20 protein-coding genes are annotated in these 22,111 nt (G+C 69.0%); 10 read left to right on the top strand and 10 right to left on the bottom strand.

The window, feature by feature from the left end:
• The first annotated feature begins 253 nt into the window (after window positions 1–253).
• The gene (locus ASF28_RS01105; RefSeq protein WP_056086509.1) at window positions 254–1,777 is read left to right on the top strand and encodes an ATPase domain-containing protein; all 1,524 of its coding nucleotides are present in this window, start codon (window positions 254–256) and stop codon (window positions 1,775–1,777) included.
• Window positions 1,764–2,804 (top strand): sensor histidine kinase, encoded by a 1,041-nt coding sequence (locus tag ASF28_RS01110; RefSeq protein WP_056086512.1) that lies wholly within the window; start codon window positions 1,764–1,766, stop codon window positions 2,802–2,804. The genes ASF28_RS01105 and ASF28_RS01110 overlap by 14 nt, the downstream gene beginning before the upstream one ends.
• 12 nt (window positions 2,805–2,816) lie before the next feature.
• Here the strand turns inward: ASF28_RS01110 and ASF28_RS01115 are convergent, their stop codons facing one another.
• From ASF28_RS01115 to tpiA, 9 genes are all read right to left on the bottom strand, one after another.
• On the bottom strand, window positions 2,817–3,203 hold the full coding sequence (locus ASF28_RS01115) for a hypothetical protein (RefSeq protein WP_244474947.1): 387 nt from the start codon (window positions 3,201–3,203) through the stop codon (window positions 2,817–2,819).
• Entirely contained in the window at window positions 3,203–4,777 is a 1,575-nt protein-coding gene (locus ASF28_RS01120) for a S10 family peptidase (protein ID WP_244474857.1), read from the bottom strand. Before ASF28_RS01120 ends, ASF28_RS01115 begins: the two co-directional genes overlap by 1 nt.
• A 23-nt stretch (window positions 4,778–4,800) precedes the next feature.
• A complete protein-coding gene (locus tag ASF28_RS01125) occupies window positions 4,801–5,253 on the bottom strand; it encodes a DNA polymerase III subunit chi (protein WP_056086517.1) in 453 nt (150 codons plus the stop codon).
• A gap of 104 nt (window positions 5,254–5,357) precedes the next feature.
• A complete protein-coding gene (locus tag ASF28_RS01130) occupies window positions 5,358–6,521 on the bottom strand; it encodes a glutathionylspermidine synthase family protein (protein WP_056086519.1) in 1,164 nt (387 codons plus the stop codon).
• Window positions 6,521–7,150 (bottom strand): DUF1190 domain-containing protein, encoded by a 630-nt coding sequence (locus tag ASF28_RS01135; RefSeq protein ID WP_200912635.1) that lies wholly within the window; start codon window positions 7,148–7,150, stop codon window positions 6,521–6,523. Before ASF28_RS01135 ends, ASF28_RS01130 begins: the two co-directional genes overlap by 1 nt.
• Window positions 7,151–7,286: 136 nt before the next feature.
• On the bottom strand, window positions 7,287–7,685 hold the full coding sequence (locus ASF28_RS01140; RefSeq protein WP_056086522.1) for a DUF350 domain-containing protein: 399 nt from the start codon (window positions 7,683–7,685) through the stop codon (window positions 7,287–7,289).
• Window positions 7,686–7,695: 10 nt separating this feature from the next.
• On the bottom strand, window positions 7,696–9,324 hold the full coding sequence (locus ASF28_RS01145) for a CTP synthase (RefSeq protein ID WP_056086525.1): 1,629 nt from the start codon (window positions 9,322–9,324) through the stop codon (window positions 7,696–7,698).
• Window positions 9,325–9,490: 166 nt separating this feature from the next.
• Entirely contained in the window at window positions 9,491–9,898 is a 408-nt protein-coding gene (secG, locus tag ASF28_RS01150; RefSeq protein ID WP_056086528.1) for a preprotein translocase subunit SecG, read from the bottom strand.
• A 130-nt stretch (window positions 9,899–10,028) separates the two neighbouring features.
• Window positions 10,029–10,793 carry a triose-phosphate isomerase gene (gene tpiA, locus ASF28_RS01155; protein WP_056086531.1) on the bottom strand — a complete coding sequence of 255 codons (765 nt, stop codon included), beginning with the start codon at window positions 10,791–10,793 and terminating at the stop codon, window positions 10,029–10,031.
• Between the two features lie 194 nt (window positions 10,794–10,987).
• On the opposite strand from tpiA, the gene ASF28_RS01160 reads away from it, so the two are divergent.
• The 8 genes from ASF28_RS01160 to lexA all read left to right on the top strand — a co-directional run bounded on the left by ASF28_RS01160 (window position 10,988) and on the right by lexA (window position 19,731).
• Window positions 10,988–12,892, top strand: a complete 1,905-nt coding sequence (locus ASF28_RS01160) for a SurA N-terminal domain-containing protein (RefSeq protein WP_056091014.1) — start codon at window positions 10,988–10,990, stop codon at window positions 12,890–12,892.
• Window positions 12,893–12,899: 7 nt separating this feature from the next.
• Window positions 12,900–14,423 (top strand): anthranilate synthase component I, encoded by a 1,524-nt coding sequence (gene trpE / locus ASF28_RS01165; RefSeq protein ID WP_056086533.1) that lies wholly within the window; start codon window positions 12,900–12,902, stop codon window positions 14,421–14,423.
• 63 nt (window positions 14,424–14,486) lie between these two features.
• The gene (locus ASF28_RS01170) at window positions 14,487–15,101 is read left to right on the top strand and encodes an anthranilate synthase component II (RefSeq protein ID WP_056086536.1); all 615 of its coding nucleotides are present in this window, start codon (window positions 14,487–14,489) and stop codon (window positions 15,099–15,101) included.
• A gap of 54 nt (window positions 15,102–15,155) precedes the next feature.
• Window positions 15,156–16,169, top strand: a complete 1,014-nt coding sequence (gene trpD, locus ASF28_RS01175) for an anthranilate phosphoribosyltransferase (RefSeq protein WP_056086540.1) — start codon at window positions 15,156–15,158, stop codon at window positions 16,167–16,169.
• Between the two features lie 10 nt (window positions 16,170–16,179).
• The gene (gene trpC, locus ASF28_RS01180) at window positions 16,180–17,016 is read left to right on the top strand and encodes an indole-3-glycerol phosphate synthase TrpC (protein ID WP_056086543.1); all 837 of its coding nucleotides are present in this window, start codon (window positions 16,180–16,182) and stop codon (window positions 17,014–17,016) included.
• A 10-nt stretch (window positions 17,017–17,026) separates the two neighbouring features.
• Entirely contained in the window at window positions 17,027–17,512 is a 486-nt protein-coding gene (gene moaC / locus ASF28_RS01185) for a cyclic pyranopterin monophosphate synthase MoaC (protein ID WP_056086546.1), read from the top strand.
• Entirely contained in the window at window positions 17,509–18,738 is a 1,230-nt protein-coding gene (locus ASF28_RS01190) for a molybdopterin molybdotransferase MoeA (protein ID WP_056086549.1), read from the top strand. The genes moaC and ASF28_RS01190 overlap by 4 nt, the downstream gene beginning before the upstream one ends.
• Window positions 18,739–18,978: 240 nt before the next feature.
• Complete coding sequence (gene lexA, locus ASF28_RS01195; RefSeq protein WP_056086552.1) at window positions 18,979–19,731, top strand: transcriptional repressor LexA; 753 nt, start codon at window positions 18,979–18,981, stop codon at window positions 19,729–19,731.
• On the opposite strand, the gene ASF28_RS01200 is transcribed toward lexA, so the two are convergent.
• A complete protein-coding gene (locus tag ASF28_RS01200; RefSeq protein WP_082475937.1) occupies window positions 19,725–21,992 on the bottom strand; it encodes a ComEC/Rec2 family competence protein in 2,268 nt (755 codons plus the stop codon). The two genes, lexA and ASF28_RS01200, sit on opposite strands and share 7 nt — an antisense overlap.
• Between the last annotated feature and the right edge of the window lie 119 nt (window positions 21,993–22,111).

Here is a 22,111-nt window from a genome sequence, read left to right on the forward strand (position 1 = left end):
GCCGACCCGGACGGTACGCCCCGCACGGCCGAGGCCGGCCGTGATACGGCGCGCTTAGCCGTCTGCAAAGGGTCGATCAGCCGCCGACACGTCCGTTCGCCGTGTGCGGCCGCACGGCTCAGAGCTGGCCTACGCCCTCGGCCCCTCACGTCACGTGGGGAACGCCTCTGCGGGCCGCCTGTTGCGTTAGGCTGGAGACGATGCATTTCATTCGCCTCACACGACCTCTCACCTCGATCGACCGAGTCCGTTTATGTCCTTCGCCACCGATGCTGCGCCGATCCCTACGGGCGTGCCGGGCCTCGACCAGATCCTCAACGGCGGTTACGCGGCCCAGCGGGCGCACCTCATCGAGGGTCGGCCCGGAGCGGGTAAGACCACCCTGAGCCTCCAATTTCTCATGGACGGCGTGAAGCTGGGCGAGCGGGTACTCTACATCACCCTGTCGGAAAGCCGGCGCGAACTTCTTTCGGTGGCCGAGCGCCATGGCTGGAACCTCGACGGCATCGACATCTATGAACTGGTGCCGCCCGAACTCAGCCTTGATGCGGAGCTTCAGCAGAGCCTGGTCCACTCCTCCGACCTCGAACTCGGCGAGACCCTGCAGATGGCGCTGGCCGAGATCGAGCGGGTGCGGCCGTCACGGGTGGTGTTCGACAGCCTTTCGGATATCCGCCTGCTGTCCCAGGGGGCCCTGCGCTACCGGCGTCAGGTGCTGGCCCTCAAGAGCTACTTCCTCATCAACAACGCGACCGTGCTGATGCTCGACGACCTCAGCGCGGACGACGTCAACCTGCATTCCCTCAGCCATGCGGTGATCCGCCTGGAGCAGGTGATCCCGGGCTACGGCGCCGCCCGTCGCCGGCTGCACGTCATTAAAATGCGGGGTACGAAGTACCATGGCGGCTTCCACGATTTCACCATCCTGAAGGGCGGCCTGCGCGTCCACCCGCGCCTCGTTGCCGCCGGGCGCCATGCTCCTTTTTCGGACGAGTCCGTCGCAAGCAACGTCCCCGAACTCGACAGCGTCCTCGGCGGCGGTCTCGACCGGGGCACCACGACCCTGGTGATGGGCCCCTCGGGCGCCGGCAAATCGACCTTGGCGCTGAGCTTCCTCGTTGCGGCCCTCGAACGGAATGAACACGCCCTCGTGCTCTCCTTCGACGAGACCATCGGTATCCTTCTCCGGCGTGCGGCCGGCGTCGGCATGAATCTCACCGGCCACGTCGAGGCCGGTCGCCTGCGGATCGAGCAGATCGATCCGGCCGATGTCTCGCCAGGCGATTTCGCGGCGCGCATCCGCGACGCCGTGGAGGAGGACGGCGCCCGGATCGTCGTCATCGACAGTCTCACGGGCTACATGAGCGCGATGACGGGGGAGCCGGCCCTCGTGCTGCAGATGCACGAGCTGGTGACCTACCTGAACCAGCAGGGCGTGGTCACCCTCCTGATCCTGGCCCAGCACGGCATGGTCGGTCGGATGGAATCCCCCGTTGACCTGACCTACGTCAGCGACACCGTGGTGATGCTGCGGTTCTTCGAAGCCTCGGGCCGGGTGCGCCGCGCCCTCTCGGTGCTGAAGAAGCGCACCGGATTGCACGAAGACACGATCCGCGAGTTCCGGATCGACCGAAAGGGCCTGCGGGTCGGCGAAGCGTTGACGGGGTTCCACGGGGTGCTCACCGGCGTGCCCACCTACGACGGCGACCGCCGCGACCTCCTCGACGACCGGGATACGGGAAAGTCCGAACTCGGCGGTCTTCATGCCGACTCGTGAATCCGTCGTCCTGATCCTTGCACCCATCGGCCGGGACGGGAAGGTGGCGCAGGCGATCCTGCAGGAGGTCAGCATCGCCTCACACATCGCGGCGAACCTCGCCGACCTCGTCGCCGGGCTCGATGGCGCCGCATGCGCGGTCATCACCGAGGAAGCGCTCCTGAAGTCGGACCGTCGCGCCATCGCCGGTTGGGTGAAGCGTCAGCCGACCTGGTCGGACTTCCCCTTCGTGCTTCTCAACCATCGCGGGGCAACGCCCGACGAGCGCCTGACCGGACTTCTGGGCAACGTCACCGTTCTCGAACGCCCGTTCCACCCCGCCGTCCTTGCTAGCGCGGTACGCTCGGCCCTGCGGGCGCGGCGCCGGCAATGGGAGGTCGAAGCGCATCTTGCGGAACGTGAGAAGACCCACGAGCGCCAGGCGCTCCTTATCCGCGAGCTTCATCACCGGGTGAAGAACACCCTCGCGACCGTCCAAGGTCTCCTCGGGGCCACGGCGCGCAGTACGAAGAACATCGACACGTTCTACCATTCCTTTTCCGACCGCATCGTATCGCTGGGCAAGACCCATACGCTTTTGACGGAAGATTACTGGCAGACGGCGCCCCTGCACGAGCTCCTGCAGAACGAGCTTGGCCATTACAACGCGGCTGATGGCAAGCGCATCGTCCTCAATGGTCCGGCCATCGAGCTCGCCGCCGACCTCGCGGTACCGGCCGGAATGGCATTCCACGAATTGACCACCAATGCGGCCAAGCACGGCGCCCTGTCGCAGCCGGGAGGCAGGATCGCCGTGACGTGGTCGGTGACGCAGGGGGAAACCGGCCGTACGCTCAACCTCGATTGGACGGAATCCGGCGGACCGACCGTGTCCGTCCCGGAACGCAAGGGCTTCGGTTCGACCCTGCTGCAGCGGGTGCTGGCTCAGCAATGCAACGCACTCGTCGCCATCGAATACGACCCCGCCGGTCTGCGCTTCCATCTGGAGGCGCCGATGCCGGAGGAACGGCTGGTGCCGAGCTATTGACGCTCGGTGCGCCTACTTCACGATGCGGTCGAGGCGGTTGTTGACGAAGAAGTACAGCTCTTTCGCGCCGGGCTCCGTGTAGAGCACCTGGACCTCGCGGCCCGAACGCCCCTCACCGACGAGAACATCCGTCGGCGGCTTACCCTTGAGGCGCACCAGATCGCATTCGCCGATGCCGGGCTCGATGGCGGCTGCCGTCGTAGGTACCGGGCCGGTACAGGTGCCGTCGCCGGTCAGCACCAGACCGGAAAACGTGGGCGCCGGTGCGGGCCTCGGTGCGGGTGCCGCCACCGGTACCGGCTCGTGAACCCGTGTCTCCACGCTGGTACAAGCGGACAGACCCCATCCGATGAGGACGAGCGCGCCGAGATGCGGCAGCGGGTGCGCGGAGTCTGAGATCACGGCGTATCCTTGGATCGAGACTTGCCGGCGTCGCCTCCCGGTATCCGCCGCGCGTCCAGCGCCTTCGCGAACAGGTCGGCGGCATCCTTATGGAAGGCGGCGCGCGAATCCGGGCGGGAATAGAACATGTGTCCGCCCGGGTACACGGCGAGATCGAGGCGGCCGCCGCCAAACGCCGGCATCTGGTCGATGAGGAGTTTCGAGGCGAAGTACGGCGTCACTAGGTCGGTGAAGCCATGGGCCACCAGCACCCGCAGATTGCCGTCGAGCGCCAGGACGCCGCGCAGGGTACCGATGGCCTCCGGCGCCATGCGCCCGCTGCCCCAGGTCCAGCCCCGATTGACCGCGTTGTTGAGGAGTTCGTAGCGGAGATCCGGCACCTTCCAGTTCAGGCGCTCCGTGTAGAGGGCGATCATCGCGCTCGTCAGCGGCGCCTGGATGGCCGTGAGCAGCGGATCCTCGAAGCCCGACGACAAGGCCGCCGGGTCGGGGTCCCAGCCGGTGACGCCGGTGTCGTAGGCGCTGGCGACGCGGCCGGTGTCGCGGCCGATCTCGCGCTGGACGCCGTTCGACGACAGCCGCCCGGCCTGCCGGCGGACGAAGGCCGGATCGAGCCCGGCGAGGCCCCCGACGCGGTCGGCGAGGCGCGCCACGGCGGCGGTGTCCGACGGACCCTTCAGGAGGTCGGCGAGGTAGGGGCCGGTGGCGTAGGCCTCCGCTTCGGCCAATGTCGCCCGTGTCGGCGTGCCCCCCGCCCGTTCGATGGCGGCGGCGGCGAAGGACGGCAACTTGAGGACGTGCCCCCACGGCGTCGTGCGCGGGGTCTGAAGCCAGGCGAAATCGAGGACCGGCGAGAGCAGGACGAGGCCCGACAGGCCGATGCCGATCTCTTCCTGAAGCTTCGCGGCGATGAGCGGCCCCCGGAACCCGCCGTAGCTCTCGCCGACAAAGAATTTCGGTGCCGCCATGCGTTCGTTGACGCGCAGCCAGCGGGCGATGGCCGAGGACAGGACCGACGCGTCGGACTCCACAGTCCAGTACTTCTTACCGTCTCCGTCTGCCGCGCGGCTGTAGCCGGTCCCGACGGGATCGATGAAGACGAGGTCGGTGAAATCGAGCCAGGTGCCGTCGTTCGGCACCAGATCGACCGGCGCGGACGGGCTGATGCTCGCTCCCTCGACCGGGAGGCGCCACGGCCCGAGGGCGCCGATGTTGAGGTAGGCCGAGGCAGCCCCCGGACCGCCGTTGAGGGCAAAGGTGACGGGGCGCGGCGCACCCTCCTTGCCCGGCATCGTGTAGGCGACGTAGGCAATCTCCGCCTGGAGCTTGCCGGCCTCGTCCACGAGGGGCAGGCTGCCGGCGCGCGCCGTGAAAGCCAGGATTCGCCCATCCGGCAACGTGACCTTGTGCTCGGTCACCGCGTCGGCGGGCAGCTTGCGCCCTTCGGGCCCCCGCGCTTCGGGGGGCTTTCGCACTTCCTGCGCCGGACGCTCTCCATGCGGCGAGGGCTGAGCGATGAGCGGCGTGGCGGCGATCAGCACGGCCGCGAGGCCGAGGGCGAGGCGTTGCATGGCGTATCCTTCGGGGGCGTGCATCAGGCCTTCTTCTGCCAGCGACCATCCTCGTCCTGCTGCCAGTAGGCGATGGTGTGTCCGGCGGCCTTGGCCTCCTTCCACTGCTCTCGGGCGCGCAGGAGGGCGTCCTGATCGGTGCCGTCGAACAGCACGCAGATGCGCGCATAGTCGGCGGCGTCCGCCGGCAGGGGCGCGCCCTCCACGAGGAAGCGGATGGCGGCTTCGTTGGGGTTCGTGTCCCTGAGGGTCAGGACGACGGGCTGGCCGGCATGGTCCGGGTCACGGTCGGTGCCGTGGGGCAGAAAGCTGTCGTCGGTATAGGTCCATAGCCCATCGTCCAGGGCCTGGAGACGCTCCTCGCTCGCCGCCTGGATCGCCGCCCGCCAGTCCCGGGCCAGGGAGCGCTCGACGAGGCTCGGCAGGACACGTTCCAGGGGCTGGTGCTGCAGATGATAGAACAGGATTTCGGTCACACGGGCATCCGTCTGGGTCGCGGCGGAACGCGGGGCGTCGGGACCCGATACCACGTCGCCGTCAGATAGGTCCGCACCGGCAGTTTGACAGCCGCATCTCAACGTCACTCGGCCTCGATGAAATGCGGGACGAACAAGGCCGTGTCGGTGGTGACCGGACCGGCCCCCTCGCGCACGCAGATGCCGACCGCGACGTCCCCGACGATCCAGGACCCGACGAGTGGTCGCCTGCCGTTGAAATCGGGCAGCTCCGCCAAGCCCTGACGGATGAACCCCTCGGTGCCGTAGGGTCCGCCGGCATTCGACAGGACCTGGCCGTCCCGCAGGATCAGCACGTTGGCGCCCTCGCGCGAGTACAGGGGCTTTCGCGCGAAGGACTGCCCGAGGCTCGCCTTCGCCGGATCGGTCTCGAAGAAGGCCGGCAGCAGGTTGGGATGGCCGGGTTCGCGGGCATAAAGATGGGCGAGCAGGCCCTTGTTGGAGAGAACCGCCTTCCAGGACGGTTCCAGGAACCGCGTCGGCGTGGCGTGGAGCGCCGTGCCGAAGGGGTCGGCGAAAGCCCATTCCCACGGGTAGAGCTTGAACAGCAGCGGGATCGGGCAGAGCACCCGATCGACGAAGGTGCCGTCCGGTCTGAGACCGATGTCGGCCAGATCGAGAAAGCGCGTTCCGAGCCCGGCCTGACGCGCGCAATCCTCCAGATACGCCACGGTGCCGCGATCCTCGGGCGCGTCGGCATAGGCCGTGAAGGCCACGTCGCCCCCGGCGCCGATCTCGCGAAACCGCGCGATCAACCGCTCGTGGACGGTGTTGAACTGGTCGGCCCCTGGGGGAAGGCGGCCGGAGGCCATCGCGTCCTCACGCCAGAGCCACTGGAACACGCCGGTCTCGTAGAGGGCGGTCGGGGTATCGGCGTTGTATTCGAGGAGCTTGGCTGGGTCGATGCCGCCATAGGCGAAGTCGAGGCGGCCATAGAGGGACGGGTCGCCCCGCCGCCAGCTCACTCGCACCGCGTCCCAGGCGTGCTCGGGGATCGCCAGGGAGGCGAGGATGCGCTCATCTTCCACCGCGTCGGCGACGAAGGCGAGGCAGAGGGCATGGAGCTCGGTGCTCGGCCCCTCGATGTCCGCCTCGATCTCCGCGAGGGTGAAGCCGTAGGCATGGCTCTCGTCCCAGTAATCCAAGCCGTCGGAGCCGTGGAAGGTGAAGCCGTTGGCGCGGGCCGTCGCGCGCCAGTCGGGCCGGGCCCCGAGGGGAACGCGGCGCATCAGCCGCCGCTTCCATGGCTCGAACCGCTACCATGGGCCGAGAAACCGCGCCCAGTGCCGCCGAACCCGCCGAAGCTGGCGCGCCGGACGGCGGACGAGGCGACGCGGGCACTCGATGCCGTACCGCCGCTGCTCGTGACGACACGGCCGCCCCAGCCCGTGCAGTACCCGCCACCACCGCCACTGCCGACGAATCCCCGGGCCGCCTCTTCGGGGCGGTGATCATAGACCGGCTGTGGGGTGAGTTCCTGCTCGGGCCGCCGGCCGAGGAGGAAGGCCGCCATGATCGGCACGAACTGGCCCGTGTCGCTCGCAGCGACGACGGCGCCATTCAGGCAACGGTTCGCGCCGTGATGGGCTTCGCACCCCGTGAGCGTTCCGTAGCGCGGCGCGGAGTCCGGGTAGGCGGCCAGCGCCGTGGCATAGTCGCGCCGGCAATCCGCCTCCGTGCGAACTCGGCCGGCCGTACAGGCCTCGGGGGTCGGATAGACGAGGACATCTTCCTCGCGCTGGGATGGATCGACCTGCGTCAGGGCCAGGGCTGTGGCACCGGCGCCCGCCAGCAGAACGAGGGTGACGGTCTGCGAGCGCTTCGAGCGCGACGCCGACGATTCGGTCTGCGATGCCATCTCAGATGCGGCGCGACGCACGGTCCTCTCCCGCGCGACCGGGTTGTCGCGCCATGCCGAAGCTTAGCATCGGCCGGGCGCCTTGGAAGCGCGCGATCGTAGGAAAAAGTCCGGCGGGACGCCCGGCGGGAAGGCGTCAGTAGGTCATCGCCGCCGCGTCGACGAGGCCGCCGGCCAGGGAGAACGCGGCGATGAGGATGGCGGCCGAAACCTCGCCGGCCTCGATCCGCCGCGACAGGTCGGGCAGGATCAATCGCACGACGAGGTAGATCAGGATCTGCACCACGAGGGCGACGAGGCCCCAGATTACGCAGTCGAGAATCGTCTGTGCGTTGGTGATCGCGGCCGCCAGCGGCAGGGTGTAGCCGATGAGGCTTCCGCCGAGCGCCAGGGCCGCCGCGCTGTTGTTGGCTCGGATGAGGGCGATTTCGCGATGCGCCGTCGCCGACAGGTAGACCACGAGATAAAGTGCGACGAGCCCAGCGGCCGCCGCCATGTAGGCGAGGAAGGCGGGAAGCCCCGAGATCGAGACCATCGCCCTCTCCTCAGACAAGCCGGCTCTGGACGATGGCCGCCCCGACGAAGCTCTGGAACAGCGGATGCGGCTCGAACGGACGGGACTTCAGTTCCGGGTGGAACTGCACACCGATGAACCACGGGTGGCCGACATGCTCGACGGTCTCCGGCAGGAGCCCGTCCGGCGACAGTCCGGAAAACCGCAGGCCCTTGGCCTCCAGGCGCTCGCGATAGGCCATGTTGACCTCGTAGCGATGGCGGTGGCGCTCGGAAATGGCCGTTGTGCCGTAGATCTCGGCGATCTTGGTGTCGGCGTGCAGGGTCGCATCATACGCGCCGAGCCGCATGGTGCCGCCGAGGTCGCCGGCGGCCGCGCGCTGCTCCAGCTCGTTGCCGCGCAACCATTCGGTCAGCAGGCCGACCACGGGCTGCGTGGTCTCGCCGAACTCCGTCGAGTTCGCCTCCGGCACGCCGGCCAGTGACCGGGCCGCCTCGATCACGGCCATCTGCATGCCGAAGCAGATGCCGAAATACGGGATCTTGCGCTCGCGAGCATAGCGGGCTGCCCGGATCTTGCCCTCGGCGCCGCGCTGGCCGAAGCCGCCGGGGACAAGAATGCCGTTGATGCCTTCGAGGAAGGGCGCAGGGTCCTCGCGCTCGAACACCTCGGCCTCGATCCATTCGAGGTTCACCCTGACCCGGTGGGCGATGCCGCCATGGGTCAGGGCCTCGGTGAGCGACTTGTAGGCGTCCTTCAGCCCCGTGTACTTGCCGACGATGGCGATGGCGACCTCGCCCTCGGGGTTGCGTACGCGCTCCGAAATGGTCTTCCACCGGGTCAGGTCCGGCTCCCCCTTCGGTTCGATGCCGAAATGCGCCAGCACCTCGCGGTCGAGGCCGGCCTCGCGGTACGAGAGCGGCACGTCGTAGATGGAATCGACGTCGCGCGCCTCGATGACGGCGGTCTCGCGGACGTTGCAGAACAGGGCGAGCTTGCGGCGCTCGTCCACGGGGATCGGACGATCGCAGCGGCACAGCAGCATGTCGGGCTGAATACCGATGGAGCGAAGCTCCTTGACGGAATGCTGCGTCGGCTTGGTCTTCAGCTCGCCGGCCGATGGGATGTAGGGCAGCAGAGTCAGGTGCACGAAGGCAGTGGCGCCGCGCGGCAGTTCCTGACCGAGCTGACGGATCGCCTCGAAGAACGGCAGGCCCTCGATGTCGCCCACCGTACCGCCGATCTCGACGAGCACGAAGTCGAACGCCTCGTTGCCCTCGAGCACGAACGCCTTGATGGCGTTGGTCACGTGCGGGATGACCTGAATGGTGGCGCCAAGATAGTCGCCGCGCCGCTCCTTGGTGATGATGTCGAGGTAGATTCGGCCCGTGGTGATGTTGTCGGCCCGCGTCGCCGGCAGACCGGTGAAGCGCTCGTAATGGCCGAGATCGAGGTCGGTCTCGGCTCCGTCGTCGGTGACGAACACCTCGCCGTGCTGCGTCGGGCTCATCGTGCCCGGATCGACGTTGAGGTAGGGGTCGAGCTTGCGCAGGCGGACCGTGTGGCCGCGCGCCTGGAGCAGGGCCGCGAGGGCAGCCGATGCGAGACCCTTGCCGAGCGAGGAGACCACGCCGCCGGTGATGAAAACGTACCGCGTCATGGGCCTCGGTCCATAAACAAGGGTGGACGATTCGCCAAACCACAAAAACGCTTATCCCCCGCGCCGCGAGGGCAGGCGCAGGGTATCGCGTCCGGAACGACAATCGGAGATCAGGCCCGACCGAAATCGGACCTACGAAGTTCGTGCGGCCTACCGCCGGCCGAGATCAGCGCGACTGCGGCGCCTCGGGAGCCGCCGGGGCGACGGGAGCGGTCGGAGCGGCAGGGGCCGCCGGCTGAGCGCCGCCCTGATTCTGCCGAAGGGTGTCGAGCAGGTTGCCGGCATTCGGCTGGTTGGCGGGCTGAGATGTGCCGGCACCATCCAGGATCGACCGCGGCGCGGCGCTGCGATGCGACAGGACCCCGAGCGTCATGCTGGTGGCAAAGAACAGGGCGGCCAGGATCGCGGTGGCCCGGGTCAGGGCGTTCGCCTGACCGCGCCCGGTCATGAAGCCGGACACGCCGCCGCTGCCGCCACCGCCGAGACCGAGGCCACCCTCGGAGCGCTGGAGCAGCACCACGGCGATGAGGCCGAGGACGACGATGAGATGGATCGAGATCAGGACGGTCTGCATCTTTTATCCAGGGGCGGCACCGGGCACGGCACACGCGGGAGGGATCGGACGCGACGCACGCACCCGCGCCGGCCGCTTATTTGGCCGGCTGTTACACGAGAACGCACGCGAACGCCACTTCTCCCAACGGCTACCGGGCGTAGGCGTCGACGATCCCCAGGAAGTCGTCGGCCACGAGGCTGGCGCCCCCGACGAGGGCGCCATCGACGTTCTCGACGGCCATCAATTCTCGGGCGTTGCCGGGCTTGACCGAGCCGCCATAGAGGATGCGCACCTTTCCGGCCTCCGGGCCGATGAGCTGGCCGAGCATTTCGCGCAAGGACGCATGGACCTCGGCGATATCGGCTGGCGTCGGGGTCAGGCCGGTGCCGATGGCCCAGACCGGCTCGTAGGCGATGACCGTGTCGGCGCCCGTGGCGCCCTTGGGCACGCCGATGGCGAGCTGCGCCCGCACGATGTCGAGGGTCCGGCCCTCCTCGCGTTCGTCCTGGGTCTCGCCGACGCAGATGATGCCGCACAGGCCGGCGCGGCGCGCACCGAGCGCCTTGGCGTGGACGCCGTCGTCGGTCTCGTGGTGGTAGGCCCGGCGCTCGGAATGGCCGACGATCACGTAGGAGGCGCCGAGATCGGCCAGCATCTCCGCCGAGATGCTGCCGGTGAAGGCACCGCTGCGCTTGGCGTGGAGATTCTGGCCGCCGATGGCGATGGGCGAGCCGTAGACCGCCGCGACGCAGGACGAAATCAGGGTCGAAGGCGGGCAGATCAGGACATCGACGTCGCCGAGCAGATCCGGGCTCAGACCGTTGCGCACCGCCTCTACGACGGAGACGGAGGCGCGCAGGCCGTTCATCTTCCAGTTGCCCGCGACCAGTGGCCTGCGCCCCGTCTTCGTCATGGATCTCCGCTCCACCTGTCGACCAGTCCAGCTTCGTGCCGGCCCTACCAGATCAGTCGGGCGGGGCGCAAACCGGCGGGGCGTCGGGCCGGCGGTCTTTGCGATGGCGTGCGGATGGTCTATCGCGGGCGACCTTCAGAGTGGCGCCGGCCCGTCCGCGCGCCATTTTCAAAGACAAGAACCCGGACCTTTCGATGCTGACGAACATGCGCAAGGCGAGCCAGCACTGGCTCGGCAAGATCATCCTCTCCGTGGTGTTCGTCTTCCTCATCGCCGGCGTCGCGATCTTCGGCGTCGAGGAATTCTTTCGCGCCGGCTCCACATCGACGGTGGCGACCGTCGGCAAGACGCCGATCTCGGCCGAGGCCGTGCGCAGCGCGTACCAGAACCAGCTCCAGCGCTACCAGAGCCAGACCCGCCGCACCCTGACGCCGGACCAGGCCCGGGCGCTCGGCCTCGACCGTCAGGTCCTGGCCCAGCTCGTGAGCGAAGCGTCCCTTGACCACCAGACCGCGTCCCTCGGCCTGAGCATCCCGGACGCCGCCGTCCTGCGCGCCATCCGCGAGGAAAAGAGCTTCCAGGGCGCCGACGGCAAGTTCGATCCGTCGCTGTTCTTCCAGACCCTTCAGCGTGCCGGCCTCAACGAGGCGACCTTCGTGCGCGAGCAGCGCTCCGTCGCCGCCCGCCTCCAGCTCGCCGAGGCGGTGGCCGCCGACCTTCACGTGCCCGCCGCGCTCCGCGAGGCGGTGCACCGCTACACCACCGAGCGGCGCGCCGTGGCGCTCATGATGCTGCCGCCCTCCTTCGCGGGCGAGGTCGCACCTCCCACGGACGAGGTGCTCAAAGCCTACTACGACGAGAACAAGTTCGCCTTCCGCGCACCCGAGACCCGCGCCGTGAACCTCCTCGTCCTCGACCCCCAGGCCATGGCCAAGCCCGACTCTGTGAGCCCGGAGGACATTGCCAAGCGCTACGAGGCCGACAAGGCGAAGTACGGCACGCCGGAGCGCCGCACGATCCAGCAGATCGTGTTCTCTGACGAAGCATCGGCGGAGGCCGCGCGGAAGAAGATCGAGGCCAACGAAGCGCCGTTCGAGGCCGTCGCCGCCGAGAGCGGGGCTGACGCCAAGAACCTGACCCTTGGCACCCTCACCAATGCCGAGCTGTTCGACAAGCCCGTGGCCGACGCCGCCTTTACACTCGCCAAGGACGCCGTGAGCGCACCCGTGAAGGGACGGTTCGGTACCGTGCTCCTGCGCGTCACCGCCATCGAACCCGGGACCCTGAAACCCCTGGCCGACGTACAGGCCGACATCGCCAAGGCCATCGCGCTGGAGCGCGCCACGGACGGCATTGAGGCGGCCCACGACGCCATCGAGGACGCCCGCGCCAACACGAAGCCGCTCCCCGAAATCGCCAAGGATCGCGGCCTCCCCCTCGTGGCGGCTCCGGTCCTGAATGCGCAGGGCCTCGACGCGGACGGCAATCCCGTTGCGGGCATCCCCGACCGCGAGACCACCGTTACGGCCCTGTTCCGCTCCGAGATCGGTGGCGACAACGAGCCCCTGCGCACGAAGTCGGGCGGCTATGTCTGGTACGACGTCACCAACATCGACCGCGCCCACGACAAGCCTCTGGAGAACGTCCGCGACGAAGTCGTGGCGCGCTGGCGCGCCGCCGAGAGCGCGCGCCTCCTCGCCGCTAAGGCCAAGGAGCTGTCCGACCGCCTCGACAAGGGCGAGAGCGTCGAGGCCGTGGCCCAGGCCGCCGGCCTCAACGTCGAGTCCGTGTCCGACATCGCCCGGAATCAGCCGCAGGGCGACCTCACCGCCGACGTGGTGAACCGCATCTTCGCCACGGCGATGGACAAGTCGGCCTCGGCGGAAGCCGGCGAGCGCCGCGCCCTGTTCAAGGTCACGGCCGCCACCATGCCGGCCTACGTCCCCGGTGCCCCGGCCGACACGGCGATCGCCAAGCGCTTCCAGTCGACGCTCGCCGACGATGTCCTCGGCGAGTACATCGCCGAGGTGCAGAAATCCGTCGGCATCACCGTCAACCAGGCGGCCTTCCGTCGGGCCGTCGGCGGCGGCGAGTATTGATCGATCGATGACGCAAGCCCCCGAAGACGCGGCCTTCACGGAGGCCTACGAGGCGGGGCGCCCGACCCTCCTCAACCTCACCCTCCTGGCCGACCTCGAGACGCCCGTCGCCGCCTTTCTCAAGCTGCGCGCGCGCTATCCCGGGGCGGCCTTCCTGCTCGAATCCGTCGAGGGCGGCGTGGTGCGCGGCCGCTACTCGATGATCGGCCTCGATCCGGATCTGGCCTGGCGCTGCCGCGACGGCCGGCCCGAGATCGCCCGCGATCCCGGCCTCACCGCGTTCGTCGCCGAGGACGCGCTCCCGCTCGCGAGCCTGCGCGCCCTCATCGCCGAGAGCGCCATCGGCGTCGAGACCGAGGCCGAGGCTCTACCGCCCATGGCGGCGGGCCTGTTCGGCTACCTCGGCTACGATATGGTCCGGGCCATGGAGAATCTTGGGAGCCCGAACGCGGACCCACTCGGCGTGCCCGACGCGATCCTCGTCCGACCGCGGGTGATGGTGGTGTTCGATTCCGTGCGCGACGTGATCACCGTGGTTGGCCCCGTGCGGCCCGAGCACGGCGTCACCGCGCGCGCCGCCTACGAGGCCGCCCTCGCCCGCCTGGAACGGGTGGCCGAGGCCCTGGAAGGCCCCCTGCCCATCGAGGCGCGCATCGACCCGTGCACCATGGCGGCCCCCGAGCCCGTTTCGAACACCACGCCGGAACAGTATCTCGGCATGGTGGCGCGGGCGAAAGAGTACATCGTCGCCGGCGACGTGTTCCAGGTGGTGCTGTCGCAGCGCTTCGAAGCGCCGTTCACCCTGCCGGCCATCGCCCTCTACCGCTCCCTGCGGCGCACGAATCCGGCCCCGTTCCTGTGCTACCTCGACTTCGAGGCGTTTCAGGTGGTGTGCTCGTCACCCGAGATTCTCGTGCGGGTGCGCGACGAACGCGTCACCATCCGGCCCATTGCCGGAACGCGCCGGCGCGGCGCGACACCGGCCGAGGACAAGGCCCTCGCCCAGGAGCTACTCGCCGATCCGAAAGAGCGCTCGGAACACCTCATGCTGCTCGACCTCGGCCGCAACGATGTCGGCCGCGTCGCAAAGATCGGGTCCGTCACCGTCACGGGCTCGTTCTTCCTCGAATACTACAGTCAAGTGATGCACATCGTCTCCAATGTCGAGGGTGACCTCGACCCGCGCCACGACACCCTCGACGCCCTCGCGGCGGGATTTCCCGCCGGCACGGTCTCGGGCGCGCCGAAGGTGCGGGCCATGGAGATCATCGACGAGCTGGAGCGCGAGAAGCGCGGTCCCTATGGCGGCTGCATCGGCTACTTCGGCGCGCGGGGCGAGATGGACACCTGCATCGTCCTGCGCACGGCCATCGTGAAGGACGGGCGCATGCACGTTCAGGCGGGGGCCGGCATCGTCTACGATTCCGACCCGGCCTCCGAGCAGCAGGAATGCGTCAACAAAGCCAAGGCCCTGTTCCGCGCCGCCGAGGATGCGGTGATGTATGCGAGCCGGGCGCGGCGGGGGCAGTAGGCGCCAGGATTGACCGGGCCGCCCCGTGCGGTCAAACCGCCGTCACTGGCCAGTGAGCGACCGATGTCCAACGTCCTCGTCATCGACAACTACGACTCGTTCACGTGGAACCTCGTCCACCTGATCGGTCCCCTGTGCGGCTCCATCGACGTGGTCCGCAACGATCGGATCACGATCCCGGAGATCCGCGAACGGGCGCCCGATGCCGTGGTGCTGTCGCCGGGGCCGTGCTCGCCCAACGAGGCCGGCATCTGCCTCGACGTGGTGCGCGATCTGGCGGCCGAGATCCCGATCTTCGGTGTCTGCCTCGGGCTCCAGGCCATCGGGCAGGCCTTCGGTGGGGACGTGGTGCGGGCGCCCGCCCCCATGCACGGCAAGGTCTCGTCCATCGAGCACCGGGCCTCGGGCATCTTTCGCGGGCTCAATGGCCCGTTCGATGCGACGCGCTACCATTCCCTCGTGGTCGAGCGCATGAACTTCCCGGAGGCGCTGGCCGTGACGGCGGAGGCCGACGGCCTCATCATGGGACTGCAGCACACGCGCCTTCCGGTGCACGGCGTGCAGTTCCATCCCGAGAGCATCCTGTCGCATCACGGTTCCCAGATCCTGCGGAATTTCCTCGACATCGCGGCAGCCTGGAACGCGGCGCGTGACAAGGACCGGCCCGGCGTGCATTGAGCCATCAATCAAAGCTGATTGATCTCATTCCAAACGGCCCGTGGATTCGTTCAGGTGGATTCGTTCAAGCCGCTCCTCGCGAAAGTCGCCGCCGGCACGAGTCTCGATCGCGCCGAGGCCCGCCGTGCCTTCGACGATCTGCTGTCCGGTGAGGTGACGCCGGTCCAGGCCAGCGCCTTCCTCATCGCCCTCAAGGTGCGCGGCGAGACGCCCGACGAGATCGTCGGTGCCGTCGAGGCCATGCGGGCGCGGATGCTGCCCGTGGCCGCCATGCCGGGCGCCATCGATGTCGTCGGCACCGGCGGCGATCATTCCGGCAGCTACAACGTCTCAACGCTGGCCGCGATCGTCACGGCTGCCTGCGGCGTGCCCGTGGCCAAGCACGGCAACCGCGCTGCCACCTCGCGTTCGGGCGCCGCCGACATTCTGTCGGCTTTGGGTGTCCGCATCGGTCTCGACCCGGACTGCCTTGCCCGCTGCCTCGCCGAAACCGGCCTGTGCTTCATGTTCGCCCAGACCCACCACGGCGCCATGCGCCACGTAGCACCCGTACGGGCTGAGTTGCCGACGCGCACGATCTTCAACCTCCTCGGTCCCCTCGCCAACCCGGCCGGGGTCAAGTTCCAGCTCTTCGGCGTCTCGGCGCCGGCCTGGGCCGAGCCCCTGACCCGGGTGCTGGCCGAACTCGGCAGCGAGCGCGTCTGGACCGTGCACGGCTCCGACGGCCTCGACGAGATCACGGTGACCGGCCCCACCGCCGTGGTGGCGTTGGACGCAGGACATCTGACGCACGCCACCCTGGACCCGCGCGAGGTCGGTCTCGGCCTCCACACCCTCGACGCCCTCCGGGGCGGCGACCCGGAACACAACGCCGCCGCCCTGCACGGAGTGCTGGAGGGTGCGCGCAACGCCTACCGCGACATCGGCGTCATCAATGCCGGCGCCGCCCTCGTGGTGGCGGGCGCCGCCGCGACCCTCCGTGAGGGCGTCGTGCGGGCGCAAGACGCCCTCGATACCGGAGCGGCCCGCGCGACGCTGGCCGCCCTCGTCCACGTCTCGAACTCCTGAAGGCCGTCTCATGTCCGATTCCGAGACCGACGACACGGCCTCCCCCGGGCGGAACGACGTGCTCGCCCGCATTGAGGCCTACAAACGGCGCGAGATCGCCGAAGCGAAGCTGCGGGTGCCGCAGACCAAGCTCGAGAAGCGGGTGTCCGGCATGAACCCACCCCGAGGCTTCGCCGACGCCATTGCGGCCCATATCGCGCAAGGCCGCCCTGCCCTCATCGCCGAGGTGAAGAAGGCCTCGCCGTCGAAGGGGCTGATCCGCGCCGATTTCGACCCCGCCGCCATCGCCAAGGCCTATGAGAAGGGCGGCACCACCTGTCTTTCGGTGCTCACCGACACGCCCTCGTTCCAGGGCAAGCCGGAATATCTCACCCAGGCCCGCGATGCCTGTTCGTTGCCGGTCCTGCGCAAGGATTTCCTGTTCGAGCCCTATCAGGTGTTCGAGGCCCGGGCCTGGGGCGCCGACTGCATCCTCGCCATCATGGCCTGCCTCGACGACGACGAGGCGGAAGCCGTGGTCGAGACTGCGCACGACCTCGGCATGGACGTGCTGGTGGAAGTCCACGACGATGCCGAGCTCGCCCGGGCGATTCCCCTCGGCACGAAGCTCATCGGCATCAACAACCGCGACCTCAAGACCTTCGAAGTCTCGTTCGAGACGGCGATCCGCCTCGGTCACTCTGTGCCGAAGGACCGAATCGCCGTCGCGGAAAGCGGCATCTCCGGGCATGCCGACGTGGTGCGGCTCGGACAGAACGGCCTTCGCACGATCCTCGTCGGCGAAAGCCTGATGCGCCAGGACGATGTCGCAGAAGCGACCCGGCACCTGCTCTTCGGGGACGCGTAAGGACCGGGCCATGGCCGAACTAACCCATCTCGACGCGGCGGGCGCGGCCAACATGGTCGATGTCTCGGACAAGGCCGCCACCACCCGTACGGCCCGTGCCGTCGGCACGGTGGTGATGCTTGCCGAGACCCTGGCGCTCATCCGCGAGGGCGATGCCAAGAAGGGTGACGTCATCGGCACGGCGCGGCTCGCCGGCATCATGGCGGCCAAGCGCACCCATGAACTCATCCCCCTCTGCCACCCGCTCCTGATCTCCAAGGTCCGGGTCGATTGCGAAGTCGACGAGGCCCTGCCGGGCCTGCGGGTCAGCGCCGAGGTCAAGGTCCTCGGGCCGACCGGCGTCGAGATGGAGGCCCTCACCGCCGTCTCGGTGGCGTGCCTGACCATCTACGACATGGTGAAAGCCGCCGACCGGGGTATGCGCATCGAGGGCATCCGGCTCCTGTCCAAGGATGGCGGTCGCTCAGGCGCCTACCTGGCGGAGGATGCCGTTTGAGCGGGCCGATCTCCGTCGCAGAAGCCCTGCGCCGGATTCTCGCCGGGCTCCCGGGGCCCGTGACGGCCGAGGCCGTCGCCATCGCGGAGGCCGCCGGCCGGACCCTCGCCGAGGCGGTGTGCGCCACCCGCACCCAGCCCCCCTTCCCGGCCTCGGCCATGGACGGCTACGCCGTGCGCGCCGAGGACATCGCCCTCTGTCCGGCGACGTTGCGGGTCATCGGCACAAGTGCCGCCGGCCACGGTTTCACCGGTCCGCTCGGCGTGGGTGAGGCCGTGCGGATCTTCACCGGCGCCCCGGTGCCCGAGGGCGCCGATGCCATCCTGATCCAGGAGAACGCCGAGGCGGCGGACGGCATGGTGACCGCCCGCGAACCCGTGGCGGCCGGTCGTTTCGTGCGCCCGAGTGGCCTCGATTTCCGCGAGGGCGATGCGCTTCTGCACGCCGGTGACACCCTGGACGCCCGCCGCACGGCGCTCGCCGCCGCCGCCGGCCACGGCCGGCTCAGCGTGCGCCGACGCCCGCGCGTGGCGATCCTCGCCACGGGCGACGAGCTCGTACGGCCCGGCGAGCCGGCGCGCTGGGACCAGATCGTCGCCTCCAATGCCCTCGCGGTGGCGGCCCTCGCCCGCGAGGCCGGCGCGGAGACCATCGATCTCGGCATCGCCGGTGATAGCCTGGAGGCCCTTGAGGCGGCACTCCTGCACGCCGCCGAAGCGCGGGCCGACATCCTCGTGACCCTCGGGGGGGCCTCGGTGGGGGACCACGACCTCGTGCAATCGGCCCTGACCCGCCAAGGTCTCGAACTCGGATTCTGGCGTGTGGCGCTCCGCCCCGGCAAGCCGCTGATGCACGGGCGCCTCGGTGCCACCACGGTGATCGGATTGCCCGGCAACCCGGTCTCGTCCATCGTCTGCGGCCTGCTCTTCGTCGTGCCGGCGATCCGGGCGCTGCTGGGTGATCCTCACGCCGGGAAGGATCGCAGCGAACCCGCTTGTCTCGGCCACGACATGCCGGCCAATGACGGCCGCCAGGATTACCTGCGCGCACGCCTCGACACCGCGCCCGACCGGCTGCCGATCGTCTTCCCAGAGAACCGGCAGGATTCGTCCATGCTTTCCGTCCTCGGCCACGCCGAGGCCCTGCTGATCCGGCCGCCCCACGGCGAGGCCGCCAAGGCCGGTGATCTCTGCCGCATCCTACGCCTCGACCGGCGCATCCTGTAGATCCGTGGGATCGAAGGGCGAAGCGCTCGGGCGATCCGCGAGCGTCCGCGAGACGCGCCTCATACGAGACCGTTTCTGGTTCGAAGCCGGGGAGCCAGGATGCATACCGGTGCGAACGTTTACGTACGAAGTTGCAACTTTCGACAGAACCCTTGCGGAACACTTCCGGAACGTCTAGCGTGTTCGTGATTTGTTTCTGCAGCCTGTGCTGCCTTCATCTATCGCAGGAAGAGTGTCGGCATGTTGACGCGTAAGCAGCTGGATCTGCTCCAGTTCATCCAGCAGAGAATGAGCGAGGGCGGTGTCCCGCCTTCATTCGACGAAATGAAGGACGCCCTCGATCTGAAGTCGAAGTCGGGCATCCATCGCCTGATCACGGCCCTGGAGGAACGCGGGTTTCTGCGCCGCCTGCCGAATCGCGCGCGGGCCATCGAGGTGATCCGCATGCCCGAAAGCCTTGGCGGTCAGGCCGGCGCCGTGAAGGCGTCGCCCCCTTCGGAGGCGCGGCGTTTCACCCCGAGCATCGTCGAGGGCGGCAAGGGCAAGGCGCCCGTCGAAAGGATGCCGGCGGCGCGGTTGCCGACGACGCGGGCGACGGACGGCGATGGCCGGGCCATCACCATCCCGGTCATGGGTCGCATCGCGGCCGGCACGCCCATCTCGGCGATCCAAGAGCAGAGTCATTCCGTGACCCTGTCACCGGATTTTCTGTCCGGTGGCGAGCACTACGCCTTGGAGGTACGCGGCGATTCGATGGTGGATGCCGGCATTCTCGACGGCGATCTTGTCGTGATCCGCAAGCAGGATACAGCCAACACCGGTGACATCATCGTCGCCCTCATCGACGATGAGGAGGCGACCCTGAAGCGCCTGCGCCGTCGTGGTTCGTCGATTGCCCTGGAAGCGGCCAACCCGGCCTACGAGACCCGCGTTCTCGGTCCCGATCGCGTCCAGATCCAGGGACGCCTCGTCAGTCTGGTCCGACGCTACTGAGGGGGTTCGCCCGAACCTTCCGGCGACAAGTCGGGTTCATCAGTTTCGGGCACTTTTGGCGTGGCGGGAACCGTGTTCGCGGGAGCGGCCGTCGATTTTGGTGGCCGCAACGGGCGCCATGGCACCACATCGGTTGGACGTCGCGCCGTCGTCACGATGGGATCTCCCGCCGCCGGGAGGCGGATTGCCGTCGCGCCATGCGCGGCGAGGAAGGGCCGGTCGAGGATATGCTTGGCCGTGCAGCCGGGGGGCACTTCCCGGCGGCTGATCAGGAAGTCGGCTCGGGCGCAATCCTCCCCCAAGGCTCGCTTGTCAGTGACGAGGGCGAGCACCCGTCCGTCCGGCATCCGCGCCGTGCAACCGAGACGATCGCAACGGGCCGTTGGAAGGGCGAGGACGGTTCCGATTTTGCGTCCATCGCCATCGGCCTTGAGCCATTGCTCCAGCACGAAGTTGGGCGGTTTTCCCAGGGTGGCCAAGCGGCCATCGGCAGCGCGGATCGCGACGCCCGCTCCCTCACGGTCGATGTAGATGTCCGGCCGCATCGGGCTCGCAGCGAGGGCGACGCCGAACGCCATCGGCAGTAGGCCGAGCCAGCGCAGTCGCGACACCGGCAGCGTGAGGGCGACGAGGCCCAGGGCCATCGCCGCCAGGGCTGCGGGCCCGAAGGCTGGCACCACGTAGGTCGCGCGCTCAAAGCCGGCGATCCAAGTCGAGATGGTCAGCATACCGCGCACGGCGAGACCCATGAGCCACCACACCGGCTGATCGAGGGCGAAGGGGTAGGCCAGGATGCCGAGGACCGCCGCCGGCATGACGGCGAGCGATACCAGCGGCAGAGTCAGAGCGTTGCCAACGAGGCCGAAGGGCTGGATCGTCTGGAAGTAATAGGTGGCGAACGGGGCCGTGGCGAATTGCGCGACGAGGGTCGTCGCCAGGGTGCCGATGATGGCCGTGGCGACCCAGATGGCGGCGCGGCCGATGGGGCCGGCGCTCTGTCCGCGCAGGCCCAGGGCGCCGATGAGGGGGGCGCAGGCGATGAGGCCGGCCACCGCCCCGAACGACATCTGGAAGCTCGGGCCGAGGAGTCCGTCCGGTTCGCGGGCCAGGGCAATGAGGGCCGCGAGGGCGAGGTTGCGCATGCTGAGGGCCGGCCGGTCCACGAGGATCGCGCCCAGCATGACGAGCGTCATGATCAGGGCGCGCTCCGCGGCGATGTCCCAGCCGGAGAACACGCAATAGGCCGTCACCCCCGCCATGGCGAAGGCGGCGGCGATCTTCTTGATCGGCCAGCGCAGGGCGAGCACGGGCACCAGGGCGAGGAGTGCCCGCACGAGCCAGAACACCACACCGGCGGCCAGCACCATGTGAAGGCCGGAAATCGATACGACGTGATAGATCCCGGCCGCCCGCAGGACGTCGTTGGTCTCGCCGTTGATGAGGCCGCGCTTGCCCGTCACCAGGGCGGCGGCCACCGCCCCGGCCTGCCCGCCATTGGCGTCGGTGATGCGGCGCGTGAGGGCGTTGCGGGCGTCGTCAACGGCTGCGGCGATGCGAAGGGACTGGGGCATATTCTCGGGCGGGGGCCGGACCTGGATCGTGCCGACGAGGGAGCCCACCGCTCCGATCCCGCGAAAGTAGGCATCGCGGGCGAAATCGTAGCCGCCCGGCCTCGCCGCCTCCGGTGGCGGAAGCAGGCGGGCCGTCGCGGCGATGCGGTCGCCGGGCTTCAGCGGCGGTGCTTTCTTGAACGAGACCCGCACCCGGCGCGGACGCTGCTCCGTCGCCAGGGTGCCGAAGCTCTCAACCCGGACGATGAGGCGGGCCCCCTCCTCGCGCTCGTCGAGGGCCTCGATCAGGCCGACGAGGGGCGCGATGGTGGTCTGCGCCAGAACCGGACCCGCCACCTGCGCCACCCGGAACGCGGCGGCGGCAAAGCCCAGAAAAGCGGCGGCGAGACCGAGAACGAGGGCCAAAGCCACGGGGCGGGCGGCCAGGAAGGGCATCACCGCCGTGAGGAGCACCGCGACCACAAGGGGGGCGGCCAGGATCGGTGGGCCGGATGTGATCGTCAGGCACAGGAGGATGCCGAGTCCGAACGCCACGGCGAGCCACGGAAACAATCGGCGCTGCTCGACCTCGCGTTCGAATTCGGATGCCAGACCCTCGCGGAGCGTGCCGAGCCACAGGGACGGTGCGGGAAAGCGGCCGGCGGCGCGCGCCCACACCCTCCCAGCGGCCCCTGCGCCCCCCCGCACCATCGCGCGACATCTCCGGGCGTGGCCCTCGTGCGACCCTTCACCACCCTCGGCGGTCGGGATGACGATTTCTTAACGCCTGCCTTCGTGCATGCTACACGCGCATCCCTGGGCCGGTCGAT

The sequence above is a fragment of the Methylobacterium sp. Leaf99 genome, from assembly GCF_001422375.1.
Classification (GTDB): Bacteria; Pseudomonadota; Alphaproteobacteria; order Rhizobiales; family Beijerinckiaceae; genus Methylobacterium.

What these genes read in the sequence shown, in the direction of transcription:
- ASF28_RS01105 (WP_056086509.1), top strand. Translation starts at nt 254, where the DNA reads ATGTCCTTCGCCACCGATGCTGCGCCGATCCCTACGGGCGTGCCGGGC.
- ASF28_RS01110 (WP_056086512.1), top strand. Translation starts at nt 1,764, where the DNA reads ATGCCGACTCGTGAATCCGTCGTCCTGATCCTTGCACCCATCGGCCGG.
- ASF28_RS01120 (WP_244474857.1), bottom strand. Translation starts at nt 4,777, where the DNA reads ATGCAACGCCTCGCCCTCGGCCTCGCGGCCGTGCTGATCGCCGCCACG.
- ASF28_RS01130 (WP_056086519.1), bottom strand. Translation starts at nt 6,521, where the DNA reads ATGCGCCGCGTTCCCCTCGGGGCCCGGCCCGACTGGCGCGCGACGGCC.
- ASF28_RS01135 (WP_200912635.1), bottom strand. Translation starts at nt 7,150, where the DNA reads ATGGCATCGCAGACCGAATCGTCGGCGTCGCGCTCGAAGCGCTCGCAG.
- ASF28_RS01140 (WP_056086522.1), bottom strand. Translation starts at nt 7,685, where the DNA reads ATGGTCTCGATCTCGGGGCTTCCCGCCTTCCTCGCCTACATGGCGGCG.
- ASF28_RS01145 (WP_056086525.1), bottom strand. Translation starts at nt 9,324, where the DNA reads ATGACGCGGTACGTTTTCATCACCGGCGGCGTGGTCTCCTCGCTCGGC.
- secG (WP_056086528.1), bottom strand. Translation starts at nt 9,898, where the DNA reads ATGCAGACCGTCCTGATCTCGATCCATCTCATCGTCGTCCTCGGCCTC.
- tpiA (WP_056086531.1), bottom strand. Translation starts at nt 10,793, where the DNA reads ATGACGAAGACGGGGCGCAGGCCACTGGTCGCGGGCAACTGGAAGATG.
- ASF28_RS01160 (WP_056091014.1), top strand. Translation starts at nt 10,988, where the DNA reads ATGCTGACGAACATGCGCAAGGCGAGCCAGCACTGGCTCGGCAAGATC.
- trpE (WP_056086533.1), top strand. Translation starts at nt 12,900, where the DNA reads ATGACGCAAGCCCCCGAAGACGCGGCCTTCACGGAGGCCTACGAGGCG.
- ASF28_RS01170 (WP_056086536.1), top strand. Translation starts at nt 14,487, where the DNA reads ATGTCCAACGTCCTCGTCATCGACAACTACGACTCGTTCACGTGGAAC.
- trpC (WP_056086543.1), top strand. Translation starts at nt 16,180, where the DNA reads ATGTCCGATTCCGAGACCGACGACACGGCCTCCCCCGGGCGGAACGAC.
- moaC (WP_056086546.1), top strand. Translation starts at nt 17,027, where the DNA reads ATGGCCGAACTAACCCATCTCGACGCGGCGGGCGCGGCCAACATGGTC.
- lexA (WP_056086552.1), top strand. Translation starts at nt 18,979, where the DNA reads ATGTTGACGCGTAAGCAGCTGGATCTGCTCCAGTTCATCCAGCAGAGA.
- ASF28_RS01200 (WP_082475937.1), bottom strand. Translation starts at nt 21,992, where the DNA reads ATGGTGCGGGGGGGCGCAGGGGCCGCTGGGAGGGTGTGGGCGCGCGCC.